At 69.5% G+C, this 24,346-nt stretch carries 22 protein-coding genes; 18 read left to right on the top strand and 4 right to left on the bottom strand.

The features are described from left to right. Positions 1 to 133 precede the first annotated feature (133 nt). The gene (locus DMB37_RS07710) at positions 134 to 586 is read right to left on the bottom strand and encodes a RidA family protein (RefSeq protein WP_240772287.1); all 453 of its coding nucleotides are present in this window, start codon (positions 584 to 586) and stop codon (positions 134 to 136) included. A 37-nt stretch (positions 587 to 623) separates the two neighbouring features. Here DMB37_RS07710 and DMB37_RS07705 point away from each other — a divergent pair, with 37 nt between their 5' ends. From DMB37_RS07705 to DMB37_RS07695, 3 genes are all read left to right on the top strand, one after another. After that, positions 624 to 1,571 (top strand): hypothetical protein, encoded by a 948-nt coding sequence (locus DMB37_RS07705; protein WP_135232112.1) that lies wholly within the window; start codon positions 624 to 626, stop codon positions 1,569 to 1,571. 8 nt (positions 1,572 to 1,579) lie between these two features. Beyond that, complete coding sequence (locus tag DMB37_RS07700; protein WP_135232111.1) at positions 1,580 to 2,836, top strand: adenylosuccinate synthetase; 1,257 nt, start codon at positions 1,580 to 1,582, stop codon at positions 2,834 to 2,836. Between the two features lie 291 nt (positions 2,837 to 3,127). Next, complete coding sequence (locus DMB37_RS07695) at positions 3,128 to 3,754, top strand: NUDIX hydrolase (protein WP_135232110.1); 627 nt, start codon at positions 3,128 to 3,130, stop codon at positions 3,752 to 3,754. Between the two features lie 186 nt (positions 3,755 to 3,940). Here the strand turns inward: DMB37_RS07695 and DMB37_RS07690 are convergent, their stop codons facing one another. From DMB37_RS07690 to DMB37_RS07680, 3 genes are all read right to left on the bottom strand, one after another. After that, positions 3,941 to 4,795 (bottom strand): isocitrate lyase/phosphoenolpyruvate mutase family protein, encoded by an 855-nt coding sequence (locus DMB37_RS07690; protein WP_240772286.1) that lies wholly within the window; start codon positions 4,793 to 4,795, stop codon positions 3,941 to 3,943. A 117-nt stretch (positions 4,796 to 4,912) separates the two neighbouring features. Further along, a complete protein-coding gene (locus tag DMB37_RS07685) occupies positions 4,913 to 5,245 on the bottom strand; it encodes a YnfA family protein (protein WP_107658015.1) in 333 nt (110 codons plus the stop codon). A 36-nt stretch (positions 5,246 to 5,281) separates the two neighbouring features. After that, entirely contained in the window at positions 5,282 to 6,040 is a 759-nt protein-coding gene (locus DMB37_RS07680) for a metallophosphoesterase (RefSeq protein ID WP_240772285.1), read from the bottom strand. 341 nt (positions 6,041 to 6,381) lie between these two features. On the opposite strand from DMB37_RS07680, the gene DMB37_RS07675 reads away from it, so the two are divergent. The 15 genes from DMB37_RS07675 to DMB37_RS07605 all read left to right on the top strand — a co-directional run bounded on the left by DMB37_RS07675 (position 6,382) and on the right by DMB37_RS07605 (position 24,330). Further along, a complete protein-coding gene (locus DMB37_RS07675) occupies positions 6,382 to 7,275 on the top strand; it encodes an alkaline phosphatase family protein (protein ID WP_135232108.1) in 894 nt (297 codons plus the stop codon). 333 nt (positions 7,276 to 7,608) lie between these two features. Beyond that, positions 7,609 to 10,026 carry a bifunctional (p)ppGpp synthetase/guanosine-3',5'-bis(diphosphate) 3'-pyrophosphohydrolase gene (locus DMB37_RS07670; protein ID WP_135232107.1) on the top strand — a complete coding sequence of 806 codons (2,418 nt, stop codon included), beginning with the start codon at positions 7,609 to 7,611 and terminating at the stop codon, positions 10,024 to 10,026. 377 nt (positions 10,027 to 10,403) lie between these two features. Next, positions 10,404 to 12,032: a cutinase family protein gene (locus DMB37_RS07665; RefSeq protein ID WP_135232106.1), complete on the top strand. Its 1,629-nt coding sequence runs from the start codon at positions 10,404 to 10,406 to the stop codon at positions 12,030 to 12,032. A gap of 57 nt (positions 12,033 to 12,089) precedes the next feature. Continuing rightward, complete coding sequence (locus tag DMB37_RS07660; RefSeq protein WP_135232105.1) at positions 12,090 to 13,049, top strand: hypothetical protein; 960 nt, start codon at positions 12,090 to 12,092, stop codon at positions 13,047 to 13,049. 16 nt (positions 13,050 to 13,065) lie between these two features. Then, entirely contained in the window at positions 13,066 to 13,944 is an 879-nt protein-coding gene (locus tag DMB37_RS07655; RefSeq protein WP_135232104.1) for a hypothetical protein, read from the top strand. Further along, complete coding sequence (locus DMB37_RS07650) at positions 13,941 to 14,606, top strand: hypothetical protein (RefSeq protein WP_135232103.1); 666 nt, start codon at positions 13,941 to 13,943, stop codon at positions 14,604 to 14,606. Before DMB37_RS07655 ends, DMB37_RS07650 begins: the two co-directional genes overlap by 4 nt. Before the next feature lie 51 nt (positions 14,607 to 14,657). Continuing rightward, entirely contained in the window at positions 14,658 to 14,954 is a 297-nt protein-coding gene (locus tag DMB37_RS07645) for a hypothetical protein (protein ID WP_107658008.1), read from the top strand. Next, positions 14,954 to 15,238 (top strand): hypothetical protein, encoded by a 285-nt coding sequence (locus tag DMB37_RS07640; protein ID WP_135232102.1) that lies wholly within the window; start codon positions 14,954 to 14,956, stop codon positions 15,236 to 15,238. Before DMB37_RS07645 ends, DMB37_RS07640 begins: the two co-directional genes overlap by 1 nt. Further along, positions 15,235 to 15,846, top strand: a complete 612-nt coding sequence (locus tag DMB37_RS07635; protein WP_135232101.1) for a hypothetical protein — start codon at positions 15,235 to 15,237, stop codon at positions 15,844 to 15,846. The genes DMB37_RS07640 and DMB37_RS07635 overlap by 4 nt, the downstream gene beginning before the upstream one ends. Further along, complete coding sequence (locus DMB37_RS07630; protein WP_135232100.1) at positions 15,843 to 16,661, top strand: hypothetical protein; 819 nt, start codon at positions 15,843 to 15,845, stop codon at positions 16,659 to 16,661. The genes DMB37_RS07635 and DMB37_RS07630 overlap by 4 nt, the downstream gene beginning before the upstream one ends. 65 nt (positions 16,662 to 16,726) lie before the next feature. Next, positions 16,727 to 18,199, top strand: coding sequence for a hypothetical protein (locus DMB37_RS07625; RefSeq protein ID WP_135232099.1), 1,473 nt, complete (start codon positions 16,727 to 16,729; stop codon positions 18,197 to 18,199). Then, a complete protein-coding gene (locus DMB37_RS07620; RefSeq protein WP_370465349.1) occupies positions 18,196 to 19,692 on the top strand; it encodes an SCO6880 family protein in 1,497 nt (498 codons plus the stop codon). The genes DMB37_RS07625 and DMB37_RS07620 overlap by 4 nt, the downstream gene beginning before the upstream one ends. 7 nt (positions 19,693 to 19,699) lie before the next feature. Continuing rightward, positions 19,700 to 22,144: a hypothetical protein gene (locus tag DMB37_RS07615; RefSeq protein WP_135232098.1), complete on the top strand. Its 2,445-nt coding sequence runs from the start codon at positions 19,700 to 19,702 to the stop codon at positions 22,142 to 22,144. Positions 22,145 to 22,199: 55 nt separating this feature from the next. Next, complete coding sequence (locus tag DMB37_RS07610; RefSeq protein WP_135232097.1) at positions 22,200 to 22,508, top strand: transposase; 309 nt, start codon at positions 22,200 to 22,202, stop codon at positions 22,506 to 22,508. A 190-nt stretch (positions 22,509 to 22,698) separates the two neighbouring features. Then, positions 22,699 to 24,330 carry a peptidoglycan DD-metalloendopeptidase family protein gene (locus DMB37_RS07605; protein ID WP_240772496.1) on the top strand — a complete coding sequence of 544 codons (1,632 nt, stop codon included), beginning with the start codon at positions 22,699 to 22,701 and terminating at the stop codon, positions 24,328 to 24,330. The last annotated feature ends 16 nt before the right edge of the window (positions 24,331 to 24,346 follow it).

Raw genomic sequence — 24,346 nt, 5'->3', positions numbered from 1 at the left:
GATCCTAAACCGCCGTCGCCGCCGTGAGCCTTCGATTTTCGGCGGCGCCTGAGCGCACCGGAGCGGCATCGCTCGGCGCAACGGCCGATTTCGGCGGCGGGCTGCGATCGTCGGCGAGATTGCGATGCGCGCGTCAGCGGGCGGCGACGATCTCGATCTCGACGAGCCAGTCGTTCTCCAGGGTCTGCACCACGATCGCCGTAGTCGGCACGGCCCGGCCGCCCAACGCCGCCACGCGGGCGGCGGCGTTCGCGTCGGCGTCGGAGGCGTCGCGCAGGTAGCTGGTGAGCCGGACGATGTTGTCCACGGTCATGTCGGCCGAGGCGAGGATGGTGCGCAGGTTCGACCAGATCAGCTCGAGCTGTTCGGTGAGGGTCGTGCCTGGTTTTCCTTCGGCATCGAGACCCATTGTGCCCGAGACGAACAACAGTCGTTCGGCACCTCGGACCTCCATCGCGTGCACGTAGTCGTCGGTGGCCGGATAGATGCCGTCGGTCGGGTTGTGCTGTCGGAGCTCCACGCGTCCGATCTTGCCAGGGAACAGGATTCGCCGAGGGGATTCCTTGACCGGCATAGTTTTAGTCACCTACACTAAAACTAGATTCACGAGAGGAAGTGATCACATGGGATACGGAAACTGGAACGACACCGCCTACCGCGCGGCCAAGACCTTCCGTGCCAGCCGGGGGCTCGACGACTTCGGATACACCGCCGAGATGCAGGGTGTGCCGTACGAGGACTGGCAGGCGCACCCGACCCTCGACCCGCTGGGTATCACCGCGCGCGAATGCCGGGACTCGGCCGACCACGGGAATTCGCTGCCCATCGCGGTGTTGTTCGACGTCACCGGCTCGATGGGCCGGGTGCCGCGGATCATGCAGCGCAAGCTCGGCAAGCTGCACGGATTGCTGCAACGCAAGGGCTACGCGGACGACCCGCAGATCCTGTTCGGCGCCGTCGGCGATGCCGACTGCGACCGAGTGCCGTTGCAGGTGGGGCAGTTCGAGTCCGACAACCGGATGGACGAGCAGTTGCGCGCCATCCTGCTGGAAGGCGGCGGTGGCGGCCAGAAGTCCGAAAGTTACGAACTGGCCGGATATTTCATGGCCACCCACATCGTCACCGACGCCTGGGAGAAGCGGCGCAAGAAGGGCTACCTGTTCCTGATCGGCGACGAGCTGAACAAGCCGCGGCTGGCGTCACGGCACATCCGCAGCGTCATCGGTGACGGTGTGCGCCGCGATGTGTCGGTGGAGTCCATCTACCGGGAGCTCGCCGAGCGCTGGCACGTCTACTACATCCTGCCGAATCAGTCGAGTTACTACGACGATCCGGAGATCGCCGACCACTGGCGCGGGCTGCTCGGCCAGCACTTCCTGAAGCTCGACGATCCGGCTGCCGTCTGCGAACTCATCGCCCTGACCATCGGTCTGCAAGAGGGACGCGTCGACGTGGACGCCGGGCTGGCGGACCTGCGGGATGTCGGGTCGGCGGCCGAGGCCGCGTCGGTCGGCAAAGCCTTGGGGGTCAGCGGGCCGCGGATGCGGGCGCTGCCGAGTGGGCGTAGCTGAGGCACACCATGTTTCGGTCACACATCGTGGTAGTCGACCTCGGCTTCGGTGACGCGGGGAAGGGCGCGACCGTCGACTGGTTGTGCTCCCCGGCGGCGGGGCTCGACGTGTCGGCCGTTGTGCGGTTCAACGGCGGCGCGCAGGCGGCGCACAACGTGATCGCCGACGGACGGCACCACACGTTCGCGCAGTTCGGCTCGGGAACCTTTTCCGGTGTGCCGACGCTGCTTTCGCAGCATGTGCTGGTCGAACCCATCGCGCTGGCCGGGGAGGCGCGCACGCTCGCGGCGCTCGGTGTGCCGGATCCGTTGGCGCTGCTGCACGTCGACGGCCGAGCCCTGCTCACCACGCCGATCCACATCGCCGCCAACCGTGCCCGCGAGGACGCGAGGGGTTCCTCGCGGCACGGTTCGTGCGGACGTGGCATCGGCGAGACCGCCTGGTATGCGCTGGCGCATGAGGCACCGACAGTCTCGGATTGCTTGCGCCCCAGGGTTCTTCGCGACAAGCTCCGGGCACTCGCTGCCCAGTACGCTGCCCTGATCGCGCCGAGCGAACACCGCTACGAGTCGATCGACACCCTGGTCGACATGTATCGGGAGTTCGCCGCAGCCGTCCGCATCGTCGGTGGCGAGCAGCTGGCCGGTTTCGCCCGCCGCGGTCGGCTGGTCTTCGAAGGGGCGCAAGGTGTCCTGCTCGACGAGTGGCGCGGTTTCCACCCGCACACCACCTGGTCCACCGTCGAGCCACGCAATGCCCGCGCCATGCTGGCCGAAATCGGTGCCACCGGGGCGGTTCTCGGCGTCACCCGCACCTACATGACCCGCCACGGCGCGGGCCCGCTCCCCACCGGGGACCACACCCTCCACTATCCGGAGCCGCACAACACCACAGGCCGCTACCAAGGTGACTTCCGCCTGGGCCACCTCGACCCCATCCTGCTGCGCTACGCCATCGCCGTCTCCGGCGGCATCGACGGCCTGGCCCTCACCCACCTGGACGCACCGGGAACCCGTTACGCGGCAACGGAATACCAGACCACCGAGGGTGTGCTCGACCATCTGCCACCCGGCACCTGGCAGGACCTCACCTACCAGCAACACCTCACCGATCTCCTCGCCACGGCGCGCCCGATCCTCACCGAAATGCCGCAAGACGTAGCCCCTTGGCTGGCACAGACACTCGACACGCCGGTAGTACTGACTTCGCACGGTCCCACCCGAACCCACCGGACACCGACCGCGGCAACCGTCGCCGCGGCGTGACCGCAGATGGCAGGTCCCACCATCCAGGATCCGATCGTGTGCTCCCGCAGCCGTACTTGGCCGACCGGGCGCCGCCATGCGGGACCTTACCTGCACCTGTCGAGAAGAGACCGGGCGCCCGTTCGAGGCCCCGTCGGCGATGTCCGGCGGCAGATTCCCGGTTGGCGGTGCCGGGTTGGTGAGCGTCCGGCCGCTGACACCGCGTCGGCGACGCCCGTCGGCGATCCCACTCGTGCCGAGTGCGGTGCCGGTGGGTGGGATGGGTGGCCGGGTGCGGCAGGATGGGGCGGCGTGGAGCAATCCGTGGTTTCGGTGGACGTGGTGACGTTGCGGTTCTGGGGCGACGACGCCGAGGTGCGGGTGGGGATCGCGCCGCGTGCGGTGGCGCCGTTCGCCGGACAGTTGGCGCTGCCGGGTGTGCTGCTCGGGCGGGGGGAGCGGCTGGTGGAGGCGGCGCGGCGGGCGGTGCACACGAAACTCGGTGTGCCGGAAGCCGCGATCGGCGCGGTGGGGCAGCTGGTGACCTTCGATGAACCGAATCGCGACCCGCGCGGACCGACCTTGTCGATCGCGATGTGGGCGGTGGTGGGGCCGCACGACGGCCCGGCACAGTGGGTCGGCTTCGACGAGATACCCGAGCTGGCCTTCGACCACAACCGCATCGCCGCCGCGTCCCGCGGTCTGCTCGCCGGACTCCTGTGGAAGGACCTGCCTTTCACCCGGGCACTGCTCGGCGACGACTTCCCGGCCACCCGAGCCGTGGCGGCCACCACCGACCTCGCGGGCGCCCGCCCCGACCCCGCCAACCTCAACCGCACCCTCGCCGCCATTCCGGGCCTGGCCCGCACCACCGAACGCCGCCGCGTGAAAGCCACCGGCAGGCCCGCCGCAGTCTGGGCCTTCAGCGCCGACGCTTAGCTGAATCACGCTACGCCGCACGGGCTCAGCCGGCGGCACCCAACCGAGCCGCAGCTGCCGTGAGTGGCACATGGCTGGGGCATATCGCGAGAATGCCCCTCGCTGGTGTGCCACTCACCGGCCGTCCGAAAGATCTGCGCACCAGGCCGAATCAAGTTCCGAGCTGGGTGCGCCGCCAGGGAATCGTTATCGCTGGGGGAGCAGTGCTTGGACCGTGCCGAAGTCGAGGGCGTTCTCCAGCGCCGCGTAGGTGCCGTGCTCGAGCAGCTCGGTGGCTGCCGTCTCGGCCAGCGTGTAGGCAGCCTGCGCCACCGCGGAACCCACACTGACCCGCCGCACACCCGCCGCCGCGAGCTCCGTGACGGAAGGCGCTCCGGCCCCGGCCATCACGTTGATCGGCAACGGCGACGCGGCGACCAGCTCGGTGAGCGTCGGCAGATCGAGCAAGCCGGGTACGAAGAGACTGTCCGCACCGGCTGCGGCGTAGGCGGCGGCTCTGGAGCGCACTTCGTCGAAGCGGCCTTCCGGGGCGCCGATGCCGAACAGGTACACATCGGTCCTGGCGTTGATCACCAGTTCCGGCAGGCCGGCCTGCTGCGCGGCTGTGCGAGCCGCCCGCAGCCGATCGGCCTGCGCGGCGGTGTCGAACAGCGGCCCACCGGGTGCCGTCGAGTCCTCCAGGTTCACCCCGGCCGCGCCGGCGGCCACTGCGGCGAGGATGGTGGCCGCGACGTCCTCGGGCGCGGGCCCGTACCCGCCCTCGACATCCGCGGTCACCGGCACGTCGACCACAGCGGCGATCCTGCGGAGGACGCCGATCGTGTCGTCCCTGGTGAGCTGCTGACCGTCGCCGGTGCCGAGTGACCAGGCAACGCCCGCACTGGTTGTCGCGATCGCCGGCGCGCCCGCACGCGCGATCACCGCCGCGCTGACCGCGTCCCACGCGTTGGGTAGCACGAAGATCCCTTGCTCGTGCAGCGCGCGTAAGGCGGCCGCGGCATTGCGCTGCCTGTCGGTGATGGGCTGAATGTCCTGTGCCACAGGGGCTCCTCGCGAGATTGTTTCGATGGACCGGTCGCGCTGGAGGTAACGCCGGAAACCGCGCCGACAGTCCCGGACATCAGTCCGGCTTTGAAACGCGATGCGGCAGAAGGCTGTTCAGCGGCGCGGCGCGTACATGATGATGGCGACGCCGACGAGGCAGATGGTCGCGCCGAGGTAGTCCCAGCGGTCGGGGTGGAACTTGTCCACGAGCATGCCCCAGGCGAGCGAGCCCGCGACGAACACGCCACCGTAGGCGGCGAGGATGCGGCCGAAGTTGGGGTCGGGCTGGAAGGTCGCGACGAAGCCGTAGGCGCCGAGCGCGACGACGCCCGCCGCGATCCAGAGGATGCCGCGCTGCTCGCGCCAGCCCTGCCAGACCAGCCACGCGCCGCCGATCTCGGCGAGGGCGGCCAGGGCGAACAGCAGCAGGGAGCGGGCGACGGTCATGGGGGTGAACCTACCGACAGCCGGAACGCCGATGGCTCAGGCCGGTTGGGCCGGCGCCGTCGCCAGCTCGTACACCACGTACGGACGCCCGATCACCGGGTAGGAGACATTGCGGACCGGAACTCCGCCCGCGGTGCGACCGAATTGGGTGCCGTGATGGGCGTGCCCGTGCAGGGCGAGGGTGGCCCGGCCCGCGTCCACGGCTTCGGCGAGCGCGTGGCAGCCGAGGCCCGGGTAGAACTTGGTCGGTTCACCGACCAAGGTGTCGACCACCGGCGCGAAATGCATCAGGGCGATGCGAATGTCGGCGTCGAGGGTGTCCAAGGCCTGTTGCAGTCGCAGCGCGTCGATGGGTCCACGCAGCATCCGGGCCCGATGTTCTTCGGTGCCGTTCTCGGGATCGCCCGGGTAGTCGGGGAATCCGCCGCTACCACCCATCACGCCGGCGATGCCGAGCCGAATCCCGTTCAGCTCCAGCGTGATCGCGGTCCCTTCGAGCAGGTGCACGCCGATGCCGGTGAGCTGGGCGGCGATTCGGAAGCCGAGCTTGCGATCGTGGTCGTGGTTGCCGAGCACCGCGACGATCGGCACCGGCAGGTCGGCGATCTCGGCGCAGAGCAGGTCGGCTTCGGCGAGGCTGCCGCTCTCGGTCAGATCGCCTGCCAGCAGCAGCACATCGGCGTGCTCGGCGATCCGCAGCAAGTCCGGTCGAAAGCGCCCGGCCACGGCGGGGCGCAGGTGCGTGTCCGCGACGGCGGCGATCCGGATACCTGGCTGCGCGACATCGGCTGGCATGGCGCCAGACAGCCACATTCGCGACAGGGTGTCAACCGCAATCTGCCGTTCATCGGCCCGCCACCCGCCGGCGAGCTGTCGGAATAGCTGCCCGCTATCGGCAGTTCAGTGCCCGTTCAGCGAGGCAACGGGCGATGCGGCGACCGATGAAACGTCAATGAACAGTGCACCGGGAGGCTATCCGCGGGCCCGGCCCACCCCGCATGGTTCGGACTATGAGCGAGCGCGACAAGCGAGCGAATCATCGGTCGGGTGGCACCGGACGGCGGCGCGATGAGGGCGTCGCCGATCGGTCCCGGTGGTCGAAAGTACTTGCTGCTCTGGCTGTTACCGCAGCCGCCATGACCGGCACCGCAGGTGGCGCGCATGCCGACGCCCGCGTGGACAAGGTTGTCGTGATCGGCCTCGACGGCCTGATGTACGACAAGGTGCTGCAGGTCCGGGCGCCGAACCTGGTGCGGCTCAGCGCCGGAGGACTGCTCAGCCGGTCCTCGATCGCCCCGCACATCACCATCTCCGGACCGTCCTGGGCCACCGTGCTCACCGGGGTGTGGGACCGCAAGCACGGCATCAAGGACAACAACTTCACCGCCGCGCCGTTCAAGAAGTACCCGACGGTGTTCACCCAGCTCGAACGCGCCGACCCGGCCCGCAAGACCCACTCCATCGCCACCTGGGACCAGATCGCCACCATGGCGGGCAGCGGCAACCCGCGCGCCGACGTGGTCGTCTCCACCCCGCCGGTGCCGAACGACCCGGACGAGTCCAAGACCGACGCGGCCACCACCACCGCCGTGGTCGGCGCGATCGAGAAATTCGCCCCCGACCTGCTCTTCACCCACCTCGACCAGGTCGATCACGCAGGTCACAGCGACGGCGCCGCCTCCGGCGAGTATCTCGACGCGGTCCGCCGGATCGACGAGCAGGTCGGCCGCATCGTCGCCGCGGTGGACGCCCGCGCCGCCGCCAACCCGGCCGAACGATGGACCATCCTGGTCACCGCCGACCACGGCCACCTGCCCAAGGGCGGTCATGGTGGCCAATCGCCGGACGAGACAACCAATTTCGTCATCGCCCGCGGCCCCGACTTCACCGCGGGAGACACCACCTCCCGCTTCACCCTGGTCGACATCACCCCCACCGTCGTCGACCTCCTGCACGTCGCGCCGAGCCCCGATTTCGACGGCCGGTCCATGATCAGCCGCGAGCCCGCCGACCCGTCCACCATTCGCTAGGCGGGGCACCTCGGCACTCGACCTCCCTTCGGCGGCGATTCGGTCGCAACTCCGCCGGATCGATGTCTGATATGTCACGCTTTCCGGTACTCCGCGGAGTCCACGGCTAACGCCGCGTCATCCCCGCCGGGCAACCGGCGCGGCGCCCGCCGCAACCTCGTGCCCGGCGCCACTGCGCGGCCGGGACTAAAGTTGGTGGTCTGGGCGGTTGCAGCGGTCGGATAGGGTGGTCCGATCGAGGCACGCGGCGCGAACGTGCGGCCCGGAGGCGGCAGCCTGCGTATCCACGGAGGGACCGGCAGCGCTGCGAGTTGGGCACTGAGAGGTGGTGGCATGACTCAGCACGTGGGCGAGGCGAATGTCGAGCAATCGGCAGGCGCCCCGCAGTCGAACGGTGCCGCCACCGGGGGAGAGCAGCCGAAGTCCGGCACCCCGCCCACTCCGCCGGCCGCACCGCCCACCCCACCGCGCCAGCCGGGCGCCTCGGCCGCCGTGCCCACCTCGGCCTCGCGCCGGGTGCGCGCCAGGCTCGCCCGCCGGATGACCGGTCAGCGTGGCATCGCCGCGGTCAAGCCGGTGCTGGAGCCGCTGGCCAGCGTGCACCGCGAGTTGTACCCGAAGGCGAACCTGACGCTGTTGCAGCGCGCGTTCGACGTGGCCGACGAGCGGCACAAGCACCAGTTCCGCAAGTCCGGCGACCCGTACATCACCCACCCGCTCGCGGTGGCCAACATCCTGGCCGAGCTCGGCATGGACACCACCACGCTGGTGGCCGCGCTGCTGCACGACACCGTCGAGGACACCGGCTACTCGCTCGAGCAGCTCACCCTCGACTTCGGCGCCGAGGTCGCGCACCTGGTCGACGGCGTCACCAAGCTGGACAAGGTCAATCTCGGCGCGGCCGCCGAGGCGGAGACGATCCGCAAGATGATCATCGCGATGGCGCGCGACCCGCGCGTGCTGGTGATCAAGGTCGCCGACCGGCTGCACAACATGCGCACCATGCGCTTCCTGCCGCCGGAGAAGCAGGCGAAGAAGGCCAAGGAGACGCTCGAAGTCATTGCGCCCCTTGCCCATCGGCTCGGCATGGCGACGGTCAAGTGGGAGCTCGAGGACCTCGCGTTCGCGATCCTGCACCCGAAGAAGTACGACGAGATCGTGCGGCTGGTCGCGGATCGTGCGCCGTCGCGCGACACCTACCTGGCGAAGGTGCGCGCGGAAATCGTGAATACCCTTGCGGCGTCGCGGATCAACGCGATCGTCGAGGGTCGGCCCAAGCACTACTGGTCGATCTATCAGAAGATGATCGTCAAGGGTAAGGACTTCGACGACATCCACGACCTGGTCGGCATCCGCATCCTCTGCGACGAGGTGCGCGACTGTTATGCGGCCGTCGGCGTGGTGCACTCGCTGTGGCAGCCGATGGCGGGCCGGTTCAAGGACTACATCGCCCAGCCGCGCTACGGCGTCTACCAGTCGCTGCACACCACGGTCGTCGGCCCCGACGGCAAGCCGCTGGAAGTGCAGATTCGTACCCAGGACATGCACCGCACCGCCGAGTTCGGCATCGCGGCGCACTGGCGCTACAAGGAGACCCGCGGCAAGCACTCCAACGACTCGACCGAGGTCGACGACATGGCGTGGATGCGGCAGCTGCTCGACTGGCAGCGGGAGGCGGCCGACCCGGCGGAGTTCCTGGAGTCGCTGCGCTTCGACCTGAAGTCGCCGGAGATCTTCGTGTTCACCCCGAAGGGTGACGTGATCACGCTGCCGCAGAAGTCGACACCGGTCGACTTCGCCTACGCGGTGCACACCGAGGTCGGGCACAAGTGCATCGGCGCGCGGGTGAACGGTCGCCTGGTCGCGCTGGAACGGCAGCTGGAGAACGGCGAGGTCGTCGAGGTGTTCACCTCGAAGGCGCAGAACGCCGGGCCGAGCCGCGACTGGCAGAACTTCGTGGTGTCCCCGCGCGCCAAAGCCAAGATCCGGCAGTGGTTCGCCAAGGAGCGCCGTGAAGAGGCGCTGGAGAACGGCAAGGAGCAGATCTCCAAGGAGGTCCGCCGCGTCGGCCTGCCGTTGCAGCGGCTGATGAGCGTCGACGCGATGACCGCGGTCGCGCACGAACTGCACTACACCGATATCTCCACCCTCTACACCGCGGTCGGCGAGCATCAGGTCTCGGCGCACCACGTGGTGCAGCGACTGATGGCGCAGCTCGGCGGCATCGGTGACGTGGAGAACGAGCTGGCCGAGCGGTCCACCCCGTCGACCACGCCGAGCAGGCAGCGGACCACCGGCGACGCGGGCGTGCTGATTCCCGGCGCGTCGGGCACCGTGGCCAAACTGGCCAAGTGCTGTACTCCGGTGCCCGGTGACGAGATCATGGGCTTCGTGACCCGCGGCGGTGCGGTCAGCGTGCACCGCACCGACTGCACCAATGCCGGGTCGTTGCAGGATCAGGCCGAGCGCATCATCGAGGTGTCCTGGGCGCCGTCCCCGTCCTCGGTGTTCCTGGTCGCCATCCAGATCGAGGCGCTCGATCGCACCCGCTTGCTGTCGGACGTGACGAAGGTGCTGGCCGACGAGAAGGTGAACATCCTGTCCGCGTCGGTCGCCACCCATGGCGATCGGGTTGCGATCAGCAAGTTCACCTTCGAGATGGGCGACCCGAAGCACCTGGGACACCTGCTGAATGTGGTCCGGAACGTGGAAGGCGTCTACGACGTCTACCGCGTGACCTCCGCTGCCTGAATTACCCCCTAGCGAATACCCCTACCAGGTCATCTCCCCTTGACGCGTCAATTGTCGTGCGCCTGGCAACCTTCCGGCGAACGGCCAGCGACGCAGGAGATATCTGCACGAATGCTGAAGCCATCGGGCGAACGGAAGATGGAGTCCCGGTAGGGAATTCGCGTGACCGGTGGGTCGCCGAGTGGTTGCTCTCATTTTCAGACCGTCGGAAAGTTGCCGGAGGAGGTTGCCCGGCACGCGGGAATGTGTGAAACCCGTTTCGGCAGTTCGCGGAAAGTTTTCGGCGATGCCGCAGCAATAGCCGGAATCTGTTACGGTCTATTGCGTTTCATGGCGTTGAGGGTAACTGCGGCAACACGGATTGATTGCGGATCGCTATGACAAATTATTCGGCAAGACTCACGGTGGTGCTGACAGCACTCGCCGTGACCGTGGCTACGGCGGGCACCGCCGTGGCCGGTCCACCGAATCCCGCGGGCCCTTCGACCGACATCGCGCTCAGCGCGTGTCCGGCATTGTACGCCTTGGGTATTCAGGGCACCGGCGAATCGTCACCGGATGCGGCACCTTCCACCGACACCGGCATGCTGTCCACCGTTTTCCGCCCGATGCTGGCCAAGGCCAACGGCCCCGGACTGGTCGACCGGGCCTATGTGCCATACGAATCCGGCTTCGGCGGGGTGACCGGCGGCAGCGCGATGCCCTACGCCGAATCGGTGACCGGCGGGCTGGCCCGGCTGCGCACCATGGCCAAGGCCGTCGCAGACCGGTGTGCGGACACCAGGTTCGCGGTGGTCGGCTATTCGCAAGGCGCACACGTGGCCTCGATGTTCGCCCAGGAGATCGGGCAGGGGCAGGGGATACTCCCGGCCGAGAAGGTCGCGGCGGTCGCGTTGTTCGCCGATCCGACCCGCAACCCCGGCGCCGCACTGTTCCCCGGCTCGCCGGGCAAGGCGTCACCGGATCCGGCCCCCGGTACCGCGGGCGATCAGCTCGCCGCCATCGCCGCACTGCCGCAGCCGCCCGCCGCGGGCGGTGGCATCGGACCCGATCGGGACCGCGCGGCCAACTTCGGCGCGCTCACCGGTCGTGTGGCCAGTTTCTGCGCGGCGGGCGACCTCGCCTGCGACGCACCGCAGGGCGCGCCGATCCTCAAGGCGGTCACCAACGTCGTCGGCCAGTCCAAGCTCAGCGGCGGCGACCCGATCGCCTCGCTGGTATCCATCGCCCAGGCGCTGGCGTACACCTCGATCAAGACCGCGACCAAGGTGGTCAACGAGGACGTGCGCGGCAACTCGCTCGCCACGTTGGCCATCTCGCCCAAGAAGTCGATCTCCGAGCGTTTGGCCGACGCCGCCGACCCGCGTACCCCACTCGACCTCCCCGGTGCGCTACAGGCGCTGCTGAAGGTCGGCATGATCGGGCTGAACGCGGTCGTCACGGTGGTCAAGACGGTGCTCAACCCGTCGACCATCGCCGAACTGGCCACCGCGGGCCTGTCGAACCCGCCCGCCGCGCTGCTCTCGCTCGGCGCCAAGTTGGTCGGTGCGGTGACCCAGCTCGTCCCGCCGACCACCGGCGTCCGCTTGGTCAATCAGGCGTTCGACGCGGTGGTGCAGAACATCACCGACAACAGCGAGTTGCTCAACACCGCCACCTGGGTGCGGTACTGGGACACGGTGCAGCGGCACGGCGCGTACAACACCGCGACGGTCGCCGCCAACGGCGACACGCCCACCACTTTCGTGGCCGACTGGCTCGCCGCCGTAGCCCGCGATATTGCCGGCGCATTCGGCATGAACAGCAGGCCACAGGGTGGGCCGGACAAGCCGCCCCCGGGATTCTTCGGCGAGCAATCCGGCGCGTCGACTACGCCGAATTCGTCCGGTACGGGACAATTTCCGTTCGGGACAGGAGCCGACGGCGCCTCATCCGGCGGCGCGACGTCGATTCCGCCCACCGTTCGACCCGGCACCGCCCACATCTACCCGTTCTCTACGAACTGATCGCCGAGAGGGTCCGACGATGCGGAACAATGCGCCTCGCTCAGCGGGAACGGGGGAATGTTGAAGTCGTACAAAGAGCTGTCCCGGTGGTACGCCGCGCTCGAACCGGAGACGGCGCCGGTGCCGCCCGGCGAACCGAGTTCGGAGCACCTGGATGAGGACGGGCCCGCCCGATATCCGCACTACATCCGCGAACCCGAGGTCCCCGACGACCTCCGTGCGCAGCGCAGCGAATTCACCGGCGGCTGGTCGGACTGGGTAGGCCGGGCACCCGGCCCGGACGACGACTACACCCCGCGCGACGCGGACCTGGTGCGTTTCCCCTGGCCCGACGACGACGATGACTACGACGACCACCTGGACGAGCCGCGACCGCGCTCGTCCAGTGCCTTGCGGCTGGAGGCGCGCGCCCGGCGGTCGCGCCGTAGCCGCGTGTTCGTGGTGCTCGTCATCGCGGTGCTGCTGCTCGGCGCGGCCGCCGCGGGCGTGCTGTTCCTGCTGAACTCGTCCACCCACCGCGCCGCGACGCCGCGACTGCCCACCTCGTCGGCCTCGGTGCAGTTCACCATGGGCAGCGTGCAGGCGGGCGTGAGCACCGACAGCCTGCGCGGCCGCTCGCAGGCCGGGGTGAACACCAGCCGTCCGTCCGGGGCCTGCCCGACCGAGCGCGCCGCGGCGATCGTGCGCGCGGCCGAAAAGGGCGGCACCACTTCGGGTCCCGACGCCATCCTGGCGTTCCAGTACGCGTACTACGTGGAGCGCTCCGGCGAGCGGGTCCGGGAGGTCGTCGCCCCGGACGCCGCCGTATCGCCCGCGGCGACCATCCAGCGCGGCATCGACACGATCCCGGCGGGCACCGCGCACTGCGTGCGGATCGTGACCATCTCGGACAACCGGTACTCGGTGGAGGTCACCGAGTACCGCCCCGGCGGCGTGCCCGCCACGTACAACAAGCAGACGGTCACCACCGCGGTGATCGACGGTCGGACCCTGATCACGGGTATCGCGGCCGGATAGAGGAGAGCAGGAAGCGATGGGAGAGGACTGGAGCCGCTGGCTCGACGAGGCACCCGACCAGGGTGAACCGTCGGGCCGGCCCGTGCGCTCCAAGGCTCCGGTGGTGCGGTTGCGGCGCGGCAAAGGCGGCGGTTCCGGTGCGGAACAACCTTTGCAACGCCCCATCCTGGTGGTCGGTGGCTGCGGTGGTGCTGGCACCACCACGACGGCGTTGGGTATCGCGGGTGAGCTCGGCATGGCGGGCACCCCGACGGTGGCCGTGGACGCGACCGCGGCGGGCAGCGACCTCGCGCTGCGCGGTGCGGACGAGCACTTACACCCGATCAGCCTGCAGTCCTGGCTGTACGGCCGCGGCGACGACGAGCCCGCCCCGCTGAAGGAGTGCCTGTCCCGGGCGACCTCGGGCATCGGCCTGCTGTGGCGCGACTCTGCGCCGCTGCGCAGACGGGCGACCTACCTCACGGTGGCGCGGGCGGTGTACGACGCGGGCTTCACCGCGGTATACGACGGCGGCAGCCCGATTGCCGGACGGCAGCTGCGCCCGCTGCTCGATGACGCCGATGTTGCTCTGGTGCTTGCCATTCCGGCTCGCGCCGATGCCGCGAACCGGCTGCGGGTCACCCTGGAATGGCTCGACGACCAGTTCGGCGACTCGGCCGAGGGGCAGGGCGGCGGCATCGTCGGGGACACCACAATCGTTGTCTCACACCAACATCCGGGCACCGAGTCGCGCGTTGCCGAGCATTTGCGCGAGCACCTGTCCGGCTGGGTCCGCGACATCAGGGAAATACCGTACGACCCCCACCTGGCCAGGGGCGAGCTGGTCCGCCACGCGTCGTTGGCCGCCGAGACGCGCCGGGCCTATGGGCGCCTGCTGACCGGGGTGGCATCATGACCGCCGCCATGAAATTTCGCCGTCACACCGAATCCGCACCGGCCGGGGTCGTCGCCCCGCCGGAGTCGCGGCGCGCACCGATCTGGGACCGTCCGGTCCCCGGCGTCGGCCGGGCCCCGCTGGTCTGGCTGCTGGGTGTGCACGGTGGTGCCGGAGCCAGTAGCCTCGCGCATGTGCTTGCGCCAGCGGCGGATTCGGGCCGCCGCTGGCCCGGCGTCTTCGACCGCGAGTCCCCCTTCGTCGTCCTGGTGGCCAGAGAGACCATCGCGGGCCTCACCCGCGCGCATGATCTACTGCGCCAACATCATTCGGGTTTCGCCGGGTCCTGCGAGGTGCTCGGGCTGATCACCGTCGCCGCGCGCCCCGGCCGGTTGCCCGCCGAGATCCGCCGCTACCGCGACGTGGTCGGCTCGCTGGCCGGTCAGCTGTGGCAGGTCCCGTGGTATGAGGAATGGACGCTGGTGGAACCGGAGAAACTGCCGGTGTGGGCACCCGGTGACCCACTGCCACCGAAGAAACGCAAGATCGACCCGCTGGAGGAGGTACCGCTCGATGTCCGGGAGCTGGGCGCCGACATCGTCGCGGCGGCTCGAACGGCACTGGAGGAGGCAGCACTCGACGATCCGGCGCGCGACCGGGCCAGAAAGCCACCCGATCAGTGAACGTACGCATCGAATCGGCGACTACCCCACTACTTTCGAGAAAGGCACCCGATGAGCATGATTCTCCTCGCCGTGCAGGACACGTACGGCACCGTACTCGCGCAGGTCGGTAACCCGACGCCCGAGGCGCCCCCCGGATCGGAGAAGATCCTGCAGCTGGTGCGTTATCTCACCTGGTTCGTGCTGTTGTCCGGCATCACCGGCATCATCTACGCGGGCGGCAAGTTCGCGTGGGAGAAGTGGACCGGTGGCGGGCTCGAATCGCCGAAGATGGTGGCCGGCGCCATGATCGGCGGCGTCGTCGCGACCAGCGCCGGCACCATCATGAACGCCGTTATTGGAACCTGATGTCCGGAATATTTACCGTGCGCGCGTCGGCAGCCGAGCTGCTGGCCTACAAACAGATGCCCGCCGAGGTACTGCAACCGCTGATGCAGCTGATCAATTGGCTGCTGTGGTTCGTCCTGCTGGTGTGTCTGGCGTGGATGATCGTGTCCGCGGGCAAGCTGTGGTTGGCCTTCCGCGACGATCTCGCGATGAACGACGCCTCGCACGGGGTGCTGATGAGCCTGCTCGGGGCGATAGTGGCGAGCACAGCGTCGGGGATCGCGCTGGCGTTCCTACCGACATGAACAGGCGCAGGGGGACCGCGGGGGCGGCAGGCGCGGTCTTGCTGATCGCGGCGGCCGGTTGCGGCGGCAGCGATGGGCCGGCCGGGCCGGATCTGTCGGCGGCGCCGACCGGCGTGCGGTGGCAGCCGTTCCAGGGCGTGCCGCTGCCGCACACCGAGCAGGGCCCGAAGTCGGTGGCCGACGGCGCCGCAACGGGTTTCGAGCATTCGCCGCGCGGCGCGGGCGTCGCCGCGATCCACCATGCGGTGCGGCTGGCCGTGGCGACCGACAGCCAGTGGGCGAAAGTGGCTGCGCGGGAAGTGGTTCCGGGACCGGCGAAGGACGAGTGGGCGATCAACCGGATCCAGCTGTCCATCACCGGGCCCGCCACCCCCGACTACGCGCCGCGGGTGCTCGGCTATCGGATCACCGGGTACACCGATCAGCGCAGCACCGTCGACGTGCACACCGAGTACTCCGATCGCTCGAAGGCGGTGAACCACACCACCGTCGAATGGGTCGGTCAGGACTGGTTGTTACGGCTGCCCGACCCGGGCGCTACCGCGAGACCGATCGACTCGATCGATGTAATACCTGATGGCACAGTGAAATTGGAGGCACCACAGTGACAGAGAAGGAGTCTTACGCGCGCGATCGCGTCTCCTTCGGTGCCGTCGCGTCCGCAGCCGTGCTGGCGCTCATCGTGATCGCGGGAATCGTCGTCTACATCAGCCGCGACGACGGCGGCAGCGCCACCGGCAGCAGCCCCGCACCCGCCGAGGCCGCGGGCGGTACCGGCTTCGCCGCCCCCGAGGTCGACATCCTCGGCAGGCGCGTCGACGTGCCGAACAACCCTGCCGGGCAACCACTTCCGCAGGATCCCACCCGGCAGCGCAAGCCGTCCGACAGTGACTGGCTGACCCAGGCGCCCGAAGGCACCACCGGACCGCGCGGCTGGCAGCGGGTGTACGGCGCCTCCGTGCCGTTCTCCACCTCGGATGGGCCAACCCGGATCGAAGACGGTCTGGCCGTTGGCTATTCGCACACGCCGCAGGGCGCGGTGCTGGCCGCGGCGCAGATCACCTACCGGCTCAACGCCCGTCCGGCCGATCGCGATCTGTACGTCACCCAGGTGCGCGTCTCCGCCCAGCAGATCGCCGCGTACGACAAGGCGCTCGCCGGCGACCGGCTGCCCGAACAGCAGCCCGAGCGCGTCACCAAATACTTCATCGCCTCGGACGCGTTCAAGGTCGATGACTACGCCGACGACCTGGCCATCGTCCGGCTCGCCTCGCGCGGGCCGGTGGTCGACGGCAAACAGTTATGGGCGGCGATCCGCCTGGTCATGGTCTGGGATGCCGGTGACTGGCGACTCAAGCCCTCGACGTCCAACTCCGCACAAACCGAGTACATCGAATCGCTGGGCGGGTGGACGAAATGGTGAGCACGATCGGAAAGGCTCGACGACAAATTGATGGCCGTCCTGCGGAGCAGCGAGGGGTGCACACAATGGTGAGGCGGATACTCACGATCTTCGCGGTCATCTTCACGGTGATGATGGCGACGCCGACCGTGGCCTACGGACAGCAGTACGGCTTCGACGAGACGTGCAACGAGATCCACGACACGCTCGACAATGTCGGCCTGCCCGGTATCTCGCTGGGCGACGCCGCCTCCGCCGCGTGCAAGGCGGGCAACGCCGCCTCGCATCCGGGCCAGGCGGCCACCGCGGTCAAGGACAAGGCGTGGGACTCGACCTTCGGCAAGGTGGTCGACTCGCTGATGAAGGGCCTCGGCGAGGCCATCATCCTGGCGCTGACCTTCTGGATGAAGGTGCCCAACGAGGCGGCCAGCGACTCGGGTTCGTTGTTCACCAAGATCAACGACTACACCTATCAAGCTCAGATATTGCTCTTGATAGCCTCGGTGATCCTGTCCGGCGCCCGCCTTGCCGAAGCCAGACGCGGGGCCACGATGAACGAGGCCGCCGAATCGTTCCGCATGTTCGCCAGAGTGGTGTTCAGCTCCTGGATGCTCGGCGCGGTGATCGTCGCGGGCACCCAGGCCTCGGATCGCTTCTCCGAGTGGATCATCAACGACTCGACCAACGGCAACGCCAAGGACCTGGCCGAGCTGATGGTGAAAACCAGTAAACTTCAGGCGTTCTCGCCGGGCTTGGTGCTGATCATCGCGGTCGTCGGCCTGCTCGGCGCGCTCGCGCAGATCGTGCTCGCCATCGTCCGGCAGGGGTTGCTGATCATCGCGGCCGGTGTACTGCCGCTGGCGGCGGCCGCGTCCGGGATGAATGTCGGAAAACAGTCCTACCAGAAGCTGATCGGCTGGATCATCGCGTTCATGCTCTGGAAACCGGTGGCCGCGATCGTGTACATGATCGCGTTCACCACTGCGGGACATGTGGATTCGCTGACCCCGGTGAACAATCTGCCGGATGGTGAACAGGCGCAACGCATGCTGGTCGCCATCGTGCTGCTGTGCAGCGTCGCGTTCGTGCTGCCCGCGCTGATGCGGTTGGTCACGCCCGCGGTCGCGATCGTCGGCAGCGGCGGCTCCGGTCTCACCGCGACCGGCGGCACCCTGCTCGCCGCCGGGGCACTCGGCGCCATGGGCACCAAAGCCGTTGGCGTCAAAGGCACTGCGGCCTCGGGCACACCGGGTTACGTCGGCGGCAGCGGCACGGGTCCACGCCCGCCGGGTGGCGCGGGCGGCCGCGGCAGCGGCGCACCACGCCCGACCCCGCCACGCGGTGGTGGTGGCCCCGCCGGCGGTGCGGCACCGCGCGCCTCCGGGCCCGGCGGCGCGGCGGGAGTACCGTCCGGTGCTACACGTGCGGCGGGCCGGATCGGCGCGGCCCGCGCCGCGACGAGCAGCCTGAACCGTGCGGATCAGGCAATGGGTGATGTGGCCGGTGACCGTTGGGCGAATCGATCGCCCGACCTCGGGAGGAGCACCATTCCGCGATGACGATGACGACGAACGATACCTACGAGCGTCGCTCGTACGGGCTGTGGCAGAAGCCCCGCAGCGCAGGCCTTTTCGGCCTGCGCTGGGAGGAGACCGTGATCGGCTTCGTGGTGGTGATCACGGCACTGATCACCGCGATGGTCGGCGGCTTCAAATGGGGTCTGATCGTCGGCGTCACCGGCGTCGTGGTGATGGTTCCACTGGTGTGGCGGACGGGGGGCCGCTCGGGCTACGAGACGGGATTGATGATGTTCAACTGGATGCGCTCGCGCAAGCGCGGCGAGCACGTGTACCGGGGTGGCCGGTTCTCCCGGATCCCCGGCGGCGTCACCCGACTGCCGGGTCTGCTCGCGCCGTCGAAGCTGTACGAGGGCATCGACGCGGGCGGCTACAGCTTCGGCATGATCCACCTGCCGCAGTTCGCCCAGTACACCGTGGTGCTGCGGGCCTGGCCGCAAGGCCACGAGGCGGTCGACCAGCCGGTGATCGACCGCTGGGTGTCGGCGTGGGGCACCTTCCTCGCCTCGGTCGGCCAGACCAGCGACATCGTCGCGGTGGTGCCGGTGATCGATACCGTGCCGGAGACCGGAAACCGTTTGCTCACCGAGGTTTCCACGATCACCCGGCCGGACGCGCCGGAGCTGGCCCAGCAGGTGATGTACGAGCTCGCCACCGAGCTGCCGCAGGAGCGGGTGCAGCTGCTGCCCCGGGTCGCGATCACCTTCAAGGCCACCACCGCCGAGCGCCGCAAGAACCCCGCCGAGGAGGCGGTCGAGATCGGCCGTCGCCTGCCCGGCATCTGCGCGGCCCTCGCCGAGGCGGGCGTGCGCGCCCAGCCGATGTCGGCCGACGAGGTGATCTCGTTCATCCGGCGCAGCTACGACCCGGCCTCGCAGGCCGACTTGGAAGTCGCCGCAAGCGAACCCGACGGCCACGGCCTGGATTGGGCTGACGCTGGCCCGGTTTCGCACGACGAGAAGTGGGACCACCTGGTGCACGACGGTGGCCGCTCGGTCACCTGGGAGATGGACGCGGCGCCGGAGGGCGCGGTGGACGAGCGGGTGCTGCAACGGCTGCTCGCGCCCAATCCCGAAGTGCCGCGCAAGCGCATCGCGATCGTCTACCGGCCGCACTCGGCCGCCGACGCCGCCGAGATCGTCGACGACGACTTCAAGAACGCGCTGGTGGCCCAGCAGAGCGAACGGGGCGTGGTCTCCGCGGCCGCGACCCTGCGGGTGGGCGCCACCCAGCAGGCCCGTGAGGAGCAAGCCCGGGGTCACGGTGTGACCCGCTTCGGGGCGTTGGTGACCATCACCGAGCCCCTGCGCGGCGATCTGCCGCGTATCGAAGCCATCACGCGCGACCTGTCGACGCAGGCGCGGTTGAAGATCCGGCGGTGCTACCGCTACCAGGCGGCGGCCTTCGCGGCCTCGCTCGGTTGCGGGGTGATCCTGCCGGAGCACGCGACTATTCCGAAGGCACTGGCGGGGTGATCGATTCATGGCACGTGACTACGAGCCACCCATGCGGCCTCGCGCATTCGCGGCTCGCGAGCGCTCTGAACGGGACGGCGACGAGCCCGCGTCCCGGCGCGACGAGGTCGTCGAGCAGGACGAGTGGGGCGAGCGCCCACCGGCCGAGCGCAGGCGCCGTCCCGGCGTGCGGGAACGCTCCGGCATCGAGGAGATGCCGGACCGGCCACGGCGATTCGGCAGGGGCGCGGCGCGGGTGAGCGACGACCGATCGGGACTCGACGAGATGTCCGAGCGCGAGCGCGCCAGGGCGGCGGCCGAGCGGCGGGCGCGGGCCGAGAGCGCCAACGCGGACGGGTCGCGTTCTGATCGGTCGCGCGCCGACGGTGATCGGGCGCGACCCGACGGTGACCGGATGCGGGCCGAAAACGGCAGGGGCGAGCGCAGTTCGGACCGGGCACGCGGCGACGCGGCCAGGTCGGCGCGCGCCCGCGACGGTGCGGTCGAGCGACCCGCACGGACTCGCGACGGTGCGGCCGCGCGCGGCGAGCGCCCGGCGCGCTCGGAGCAGCGCGGCCAGAAGGCGGACCCGCGCGCGCAGAAGGCGGCGCGCAGCGGCAAGCCGGAGCGGGGTGTGCGAGACCGCAACGGCTCGCGGGCCGCGCGTAACCCGCAGCGCCCCACCAAGACCGACTACACCGCCGACCGGGCCATGGGCACGCCGGTGATGGACAAGGCGGCGCTGCGCGCCAAAGCCAAGGCCGACCGGCGCAAGAACTCCGGCCCGCCGCTGCTCGACGAGCAGACCCGCGCCAAGCTGGAGATGATCGTCCGCGAGCAGACCGGCCTGCGGGCGGCCTTCGCGCAGTTCCGGATTCGCACCGACGACATCCGGCGCCGCAACTACGCCGCGCGCGCCGAGCAGGTCTTCGAGGACGGATTCGACCGCAGCACCGCCCAACTCACCGATCGCGGCTACGCCGGTGAGGGCGGCGGCCGGATGAACGTGGTCGGCCGCCCGGTCGAATACCGGGCCACTACAGCGCAGGTCGCCGGCCTGTGGCCGTGGTCGGTCGGCGCCGGTGCGCCGCTGATCGGCACCCCGCTCGGCTCACACCTGCATACCGGCGCCCCGGTCTGCTTCGACCCGATGAACTGGTTCATGCGCGGCAGCTTCATCACCGCACCGAGCCTTTTCGTGCTCGGTCTCAACGGCTTCGGTAAGTCGTCGCTGGTGCGCCGGATCGTGCTCGGCGGCATCGCCCAGGGCATCACGCCGCTGATCCTGGCCGACGTCAAGCCGGACTATCGCAAGATGGTGGAGCTGGTCGGCGGCCAGGTGATCGACCTCGGTTACGGCCACGGCAAGCTCAACCCGCTCGCCGCGGGCGTGCTGGGTGCGGTGGTGCCGCGCCTGGACGACCACCCCGCCTTGCAGATTCAGGTGTTGCAGGACCTGCGGGCCCGCCAGGTGACCCTCATCGCGGGTCTGGTCGAGCTGGTCCGCGGCGCCAGGGTGCGCGACTTCGAGGAGACGCTCATCGCCACCGCGCTGCGCATCCTCTACCAGCCGGGCAGCGGCTACACCCCGGACCAGCCGCCGATCATGGAGCATCTGCTCGAGGTGATCGTCGCGGGCGGTGAGGAACTGATGCTCGACGCGGGCGCCGACGACCCGAACGAGTATCAGAACGCGATCAAGAACCTGCGTCGCTCGCTGCGCGCGCTCACCCAGGGTCCGTTCGGCGCGATCTTCAACGGGCAGACCTCGGTGCCGATCGACACCAGCGCGGTCGCGGTCTGCATCGACGTGTCGCACATCCCGACCGGCGACAAGAAGCTCAAAGCCGCGGTGATGCTGGCCTGTTGGGCCGACGGGTTCGCCTCGGTCGAGGCCGCGCACGTGCTCTCCGACGCCGACCTCGGGCCGCAGCGTTACTTCCAGGTGGTGATGGACGAGCTGTGGCAGGTGCTCGGCCTCGGCGACTTCATGGTCGACCGCGTCGACGAGCTCACCCGCCTGCAGCGCGGCATCGCCACCTCGCTGATCATGATCAGCCACACGATCAAGGATTTGCAGGCCCTCGGTTCCGAAGCCGCGATCGCCAAGGCGCTCGGCTTCCTGGAACGCGCGCGCGCCAAGATCTTCGGCGCGTTGCCCGGCGAGGAGGTGAAGCGGCTGGACAGCATCGTGCCGTTCACCTCCGCCGAGGAACAGATGGTGACCGGCTGGTCGGCGCCGCAGGCGCTGACCGGTGAGGCCCTCAAGCCGGGCCAGCAGCGGCCGTCGCCGCCGGGCACCGGCAAGTTCCTGCTGAAGATCGGCGAGGATCGGCGCCCCGGCATTCCGTTCCACATGGAGTTCACGCTCTCGGAGAAGGAGAGCGGCATTCACGACACCAACCAGCGGTTCAGCGAATTCACCGAATCGACTGCCCGAGGGACGGATTCGCCGAGCGGGAGCGCCGCATGACAGATCAGCCGAGATCCGGTTTACCGATGCACCTGCCCACCAGGAGGTGCGTCGGATGATGCCACACCGCTCCTACCGCCGGGTGTCGCCCGAGGTGCGTCAGGCCGCTGTCCAGCAGGTCGTCGCGCTCACCGGGCAGATGCGCAGCGAGTCGGAAGCCTGTCGCGTGGTCGCCGAACAGATCGGCGTGCATACGAACTCGGTGCGCAACTGGGTGCGCGCGGCCGAGGGCCCGAGCCTGGAGCGCTTGGACGCGTCCGCGCTGCGCCGCAAAGTGGCGCTGCTGCAACAACAATTGGCGGCCGCCGCGGAGATGAACCGCACCCTGGCCGACACCCTCAACGAATCCCGGCGCGGGCAGTGAACCTCGCGCCGATCGAAGGCTTGCCGCACCGCTGCCGGACCGAAGGTCCCCTTCGGTCGCCATGGCCGATGCGGTGGGCTTTCAATGCATCCGGCGCGGTGACGCGTGGGCGTGGAGGGCCTGCCCCGGCGAGGCCGCGGTGACCGGGAAGGGGCTGCTGTGGGGAGCGTTGGTCACGGTTCTCGCGCTGATGACCCTCGTGGTGGTCATCGTGCTGCCTTCGGTCGACGACCCGTGCGAAGGCGCGTTGATACTCGGCACCGAATCGAATCTGCCGCCGCTGGGTGGCTACGCGCCGGGTGATCCGCGCGCGAATCCCTCAGGCACCCAGGCGAATCCCGCCGCCGCGGCGCCGCCGTCGGGGACGCAGAACCCGACCAGCTCGGGCGCGCCGTCGCTGGCCGCCGGTGCCGGGCCGATCCGGCGCACCCTGCCGCTGGCCACCGGGACCTTCACGGTGTCGGATGTCTTCGGCGCGCGCGGCGGCAAGCACCTGGGCATCGATATGGCCGCCACCGACGGCACGGTCATCTACTCGGTGTCCGACGGCCGGGTGGTAGCCGCCGGGCCCGCATCGGGTTTCGGCAACTGGATCGTCGTCGACTCGATCGACACCAACGGCCGCGCCTACTCCGCCGTCTACGGCCACATGTGGGACTCCGGCGTGCACGTGCGCGTCGGCGACACGGTGACCGCGGGCCAGCCGATCGCCCAGGTCGGCTCCGCTGGCGAATCCAGCGGCCCGCACCTGCATTTCGAGATCGTCCCCGGCGGGCGGTTCACCGGCGGCCGCCAGATCGACCCGCTGCCTTGGCTGGACGGCGCGCCGACCCCGGATGTCGGTGGCGCGCAGGCCTTTTCCAGCGATCCGCGCTGCACTCGTGGTTTCGGCAGCGCGGGCGGCGCTTTGGCCGCGGGCAAGGTGCCGCCGGAGCTCGAAATCTGGTATCGCCGGGCGGGTTCCATTTGCCCGCAGATCACCCCGTCGCTGCTCGCCGCACAAGGCAAGCAGGAGTCCGGCTTCCGCCGCGGCGCCACCTCGCCCGCGGGCGCGCAGGGTCTGGCGCAGTTCCTGCCGACCACCGCGGTCAGCGTGAACCCGGACGACGGTCAGCCCTATGTGATCGACGCCGACGGCAACGGCAGCGCGAGCGTGTGGGACGACGGTGACGCGATCATCGGGCAGGGCCGCTATATGTGCGCCATTGCCAACAAGATCACGCAGTGGCAGGCCGAGGGCAAGGTGCAGGGCGACATCACCGCCTTGTCGCTGGCCGCCTACAACGCCGGTGAGGGCGCGGTGCTCGCCTCCGGCGGCATGCCGAATCGGGTGGCGGCGCACCTGTCCGAGACCCAGCCCTACGTGGCGAACATTCTCGCGATGGAGGCGCAGTACCGCGCGCCGGGCGCGCTCGGCCGGTTCGCGCCCGAGGAGGGCGGCGGTGGCAGTCAGATCGTCGAGGCCGCGCACGACTGGCTCGGCACCCCGTACGTGTGGGGCGGCGGTGGCCCGCAGGGGCCCAGCGGTGGCGGACTGGACGGTCCGGGCTTGACCGCCGCCGCGGTATTCGCAGCCTCGTCCGGTTCGGTGACCTTGCCGCGCACCGCAGAACAGCAGTGGGAGGCGGGTGTCGAGGTGCCGATGAGCAAGATTCAAGAGGGGGATCTGGTGTTCAGCTCGTTCGGCCCGCGCGGGCCCGCACAGGTGGGCATCTACTCCGGCAACGGTCGGATGATCCAGGCGGTGCCGGGCACGCGTGGCGGCGGTGGCGTCGGCGAGGTGCAGGTGCCGGGGGACAGCCGGGCGAGGAGGGTGTTGTGATCGCGGGCAACGAATC

The organism is Nocardia sp. CS682, assembly GCF_004634405.1.
Taxonomy (GTDB): Bacteria; Actinomycetota; Actinomycetes; order Mycobacteriales; family Mycobacteriaceae; genus Nocardia; species Nocardia ninae.
The sequence above is the reverse complement of the archived record's forward strand: the minus strand, read 5'-3'. Positions and strand labels throughout refer to the sequence as shown.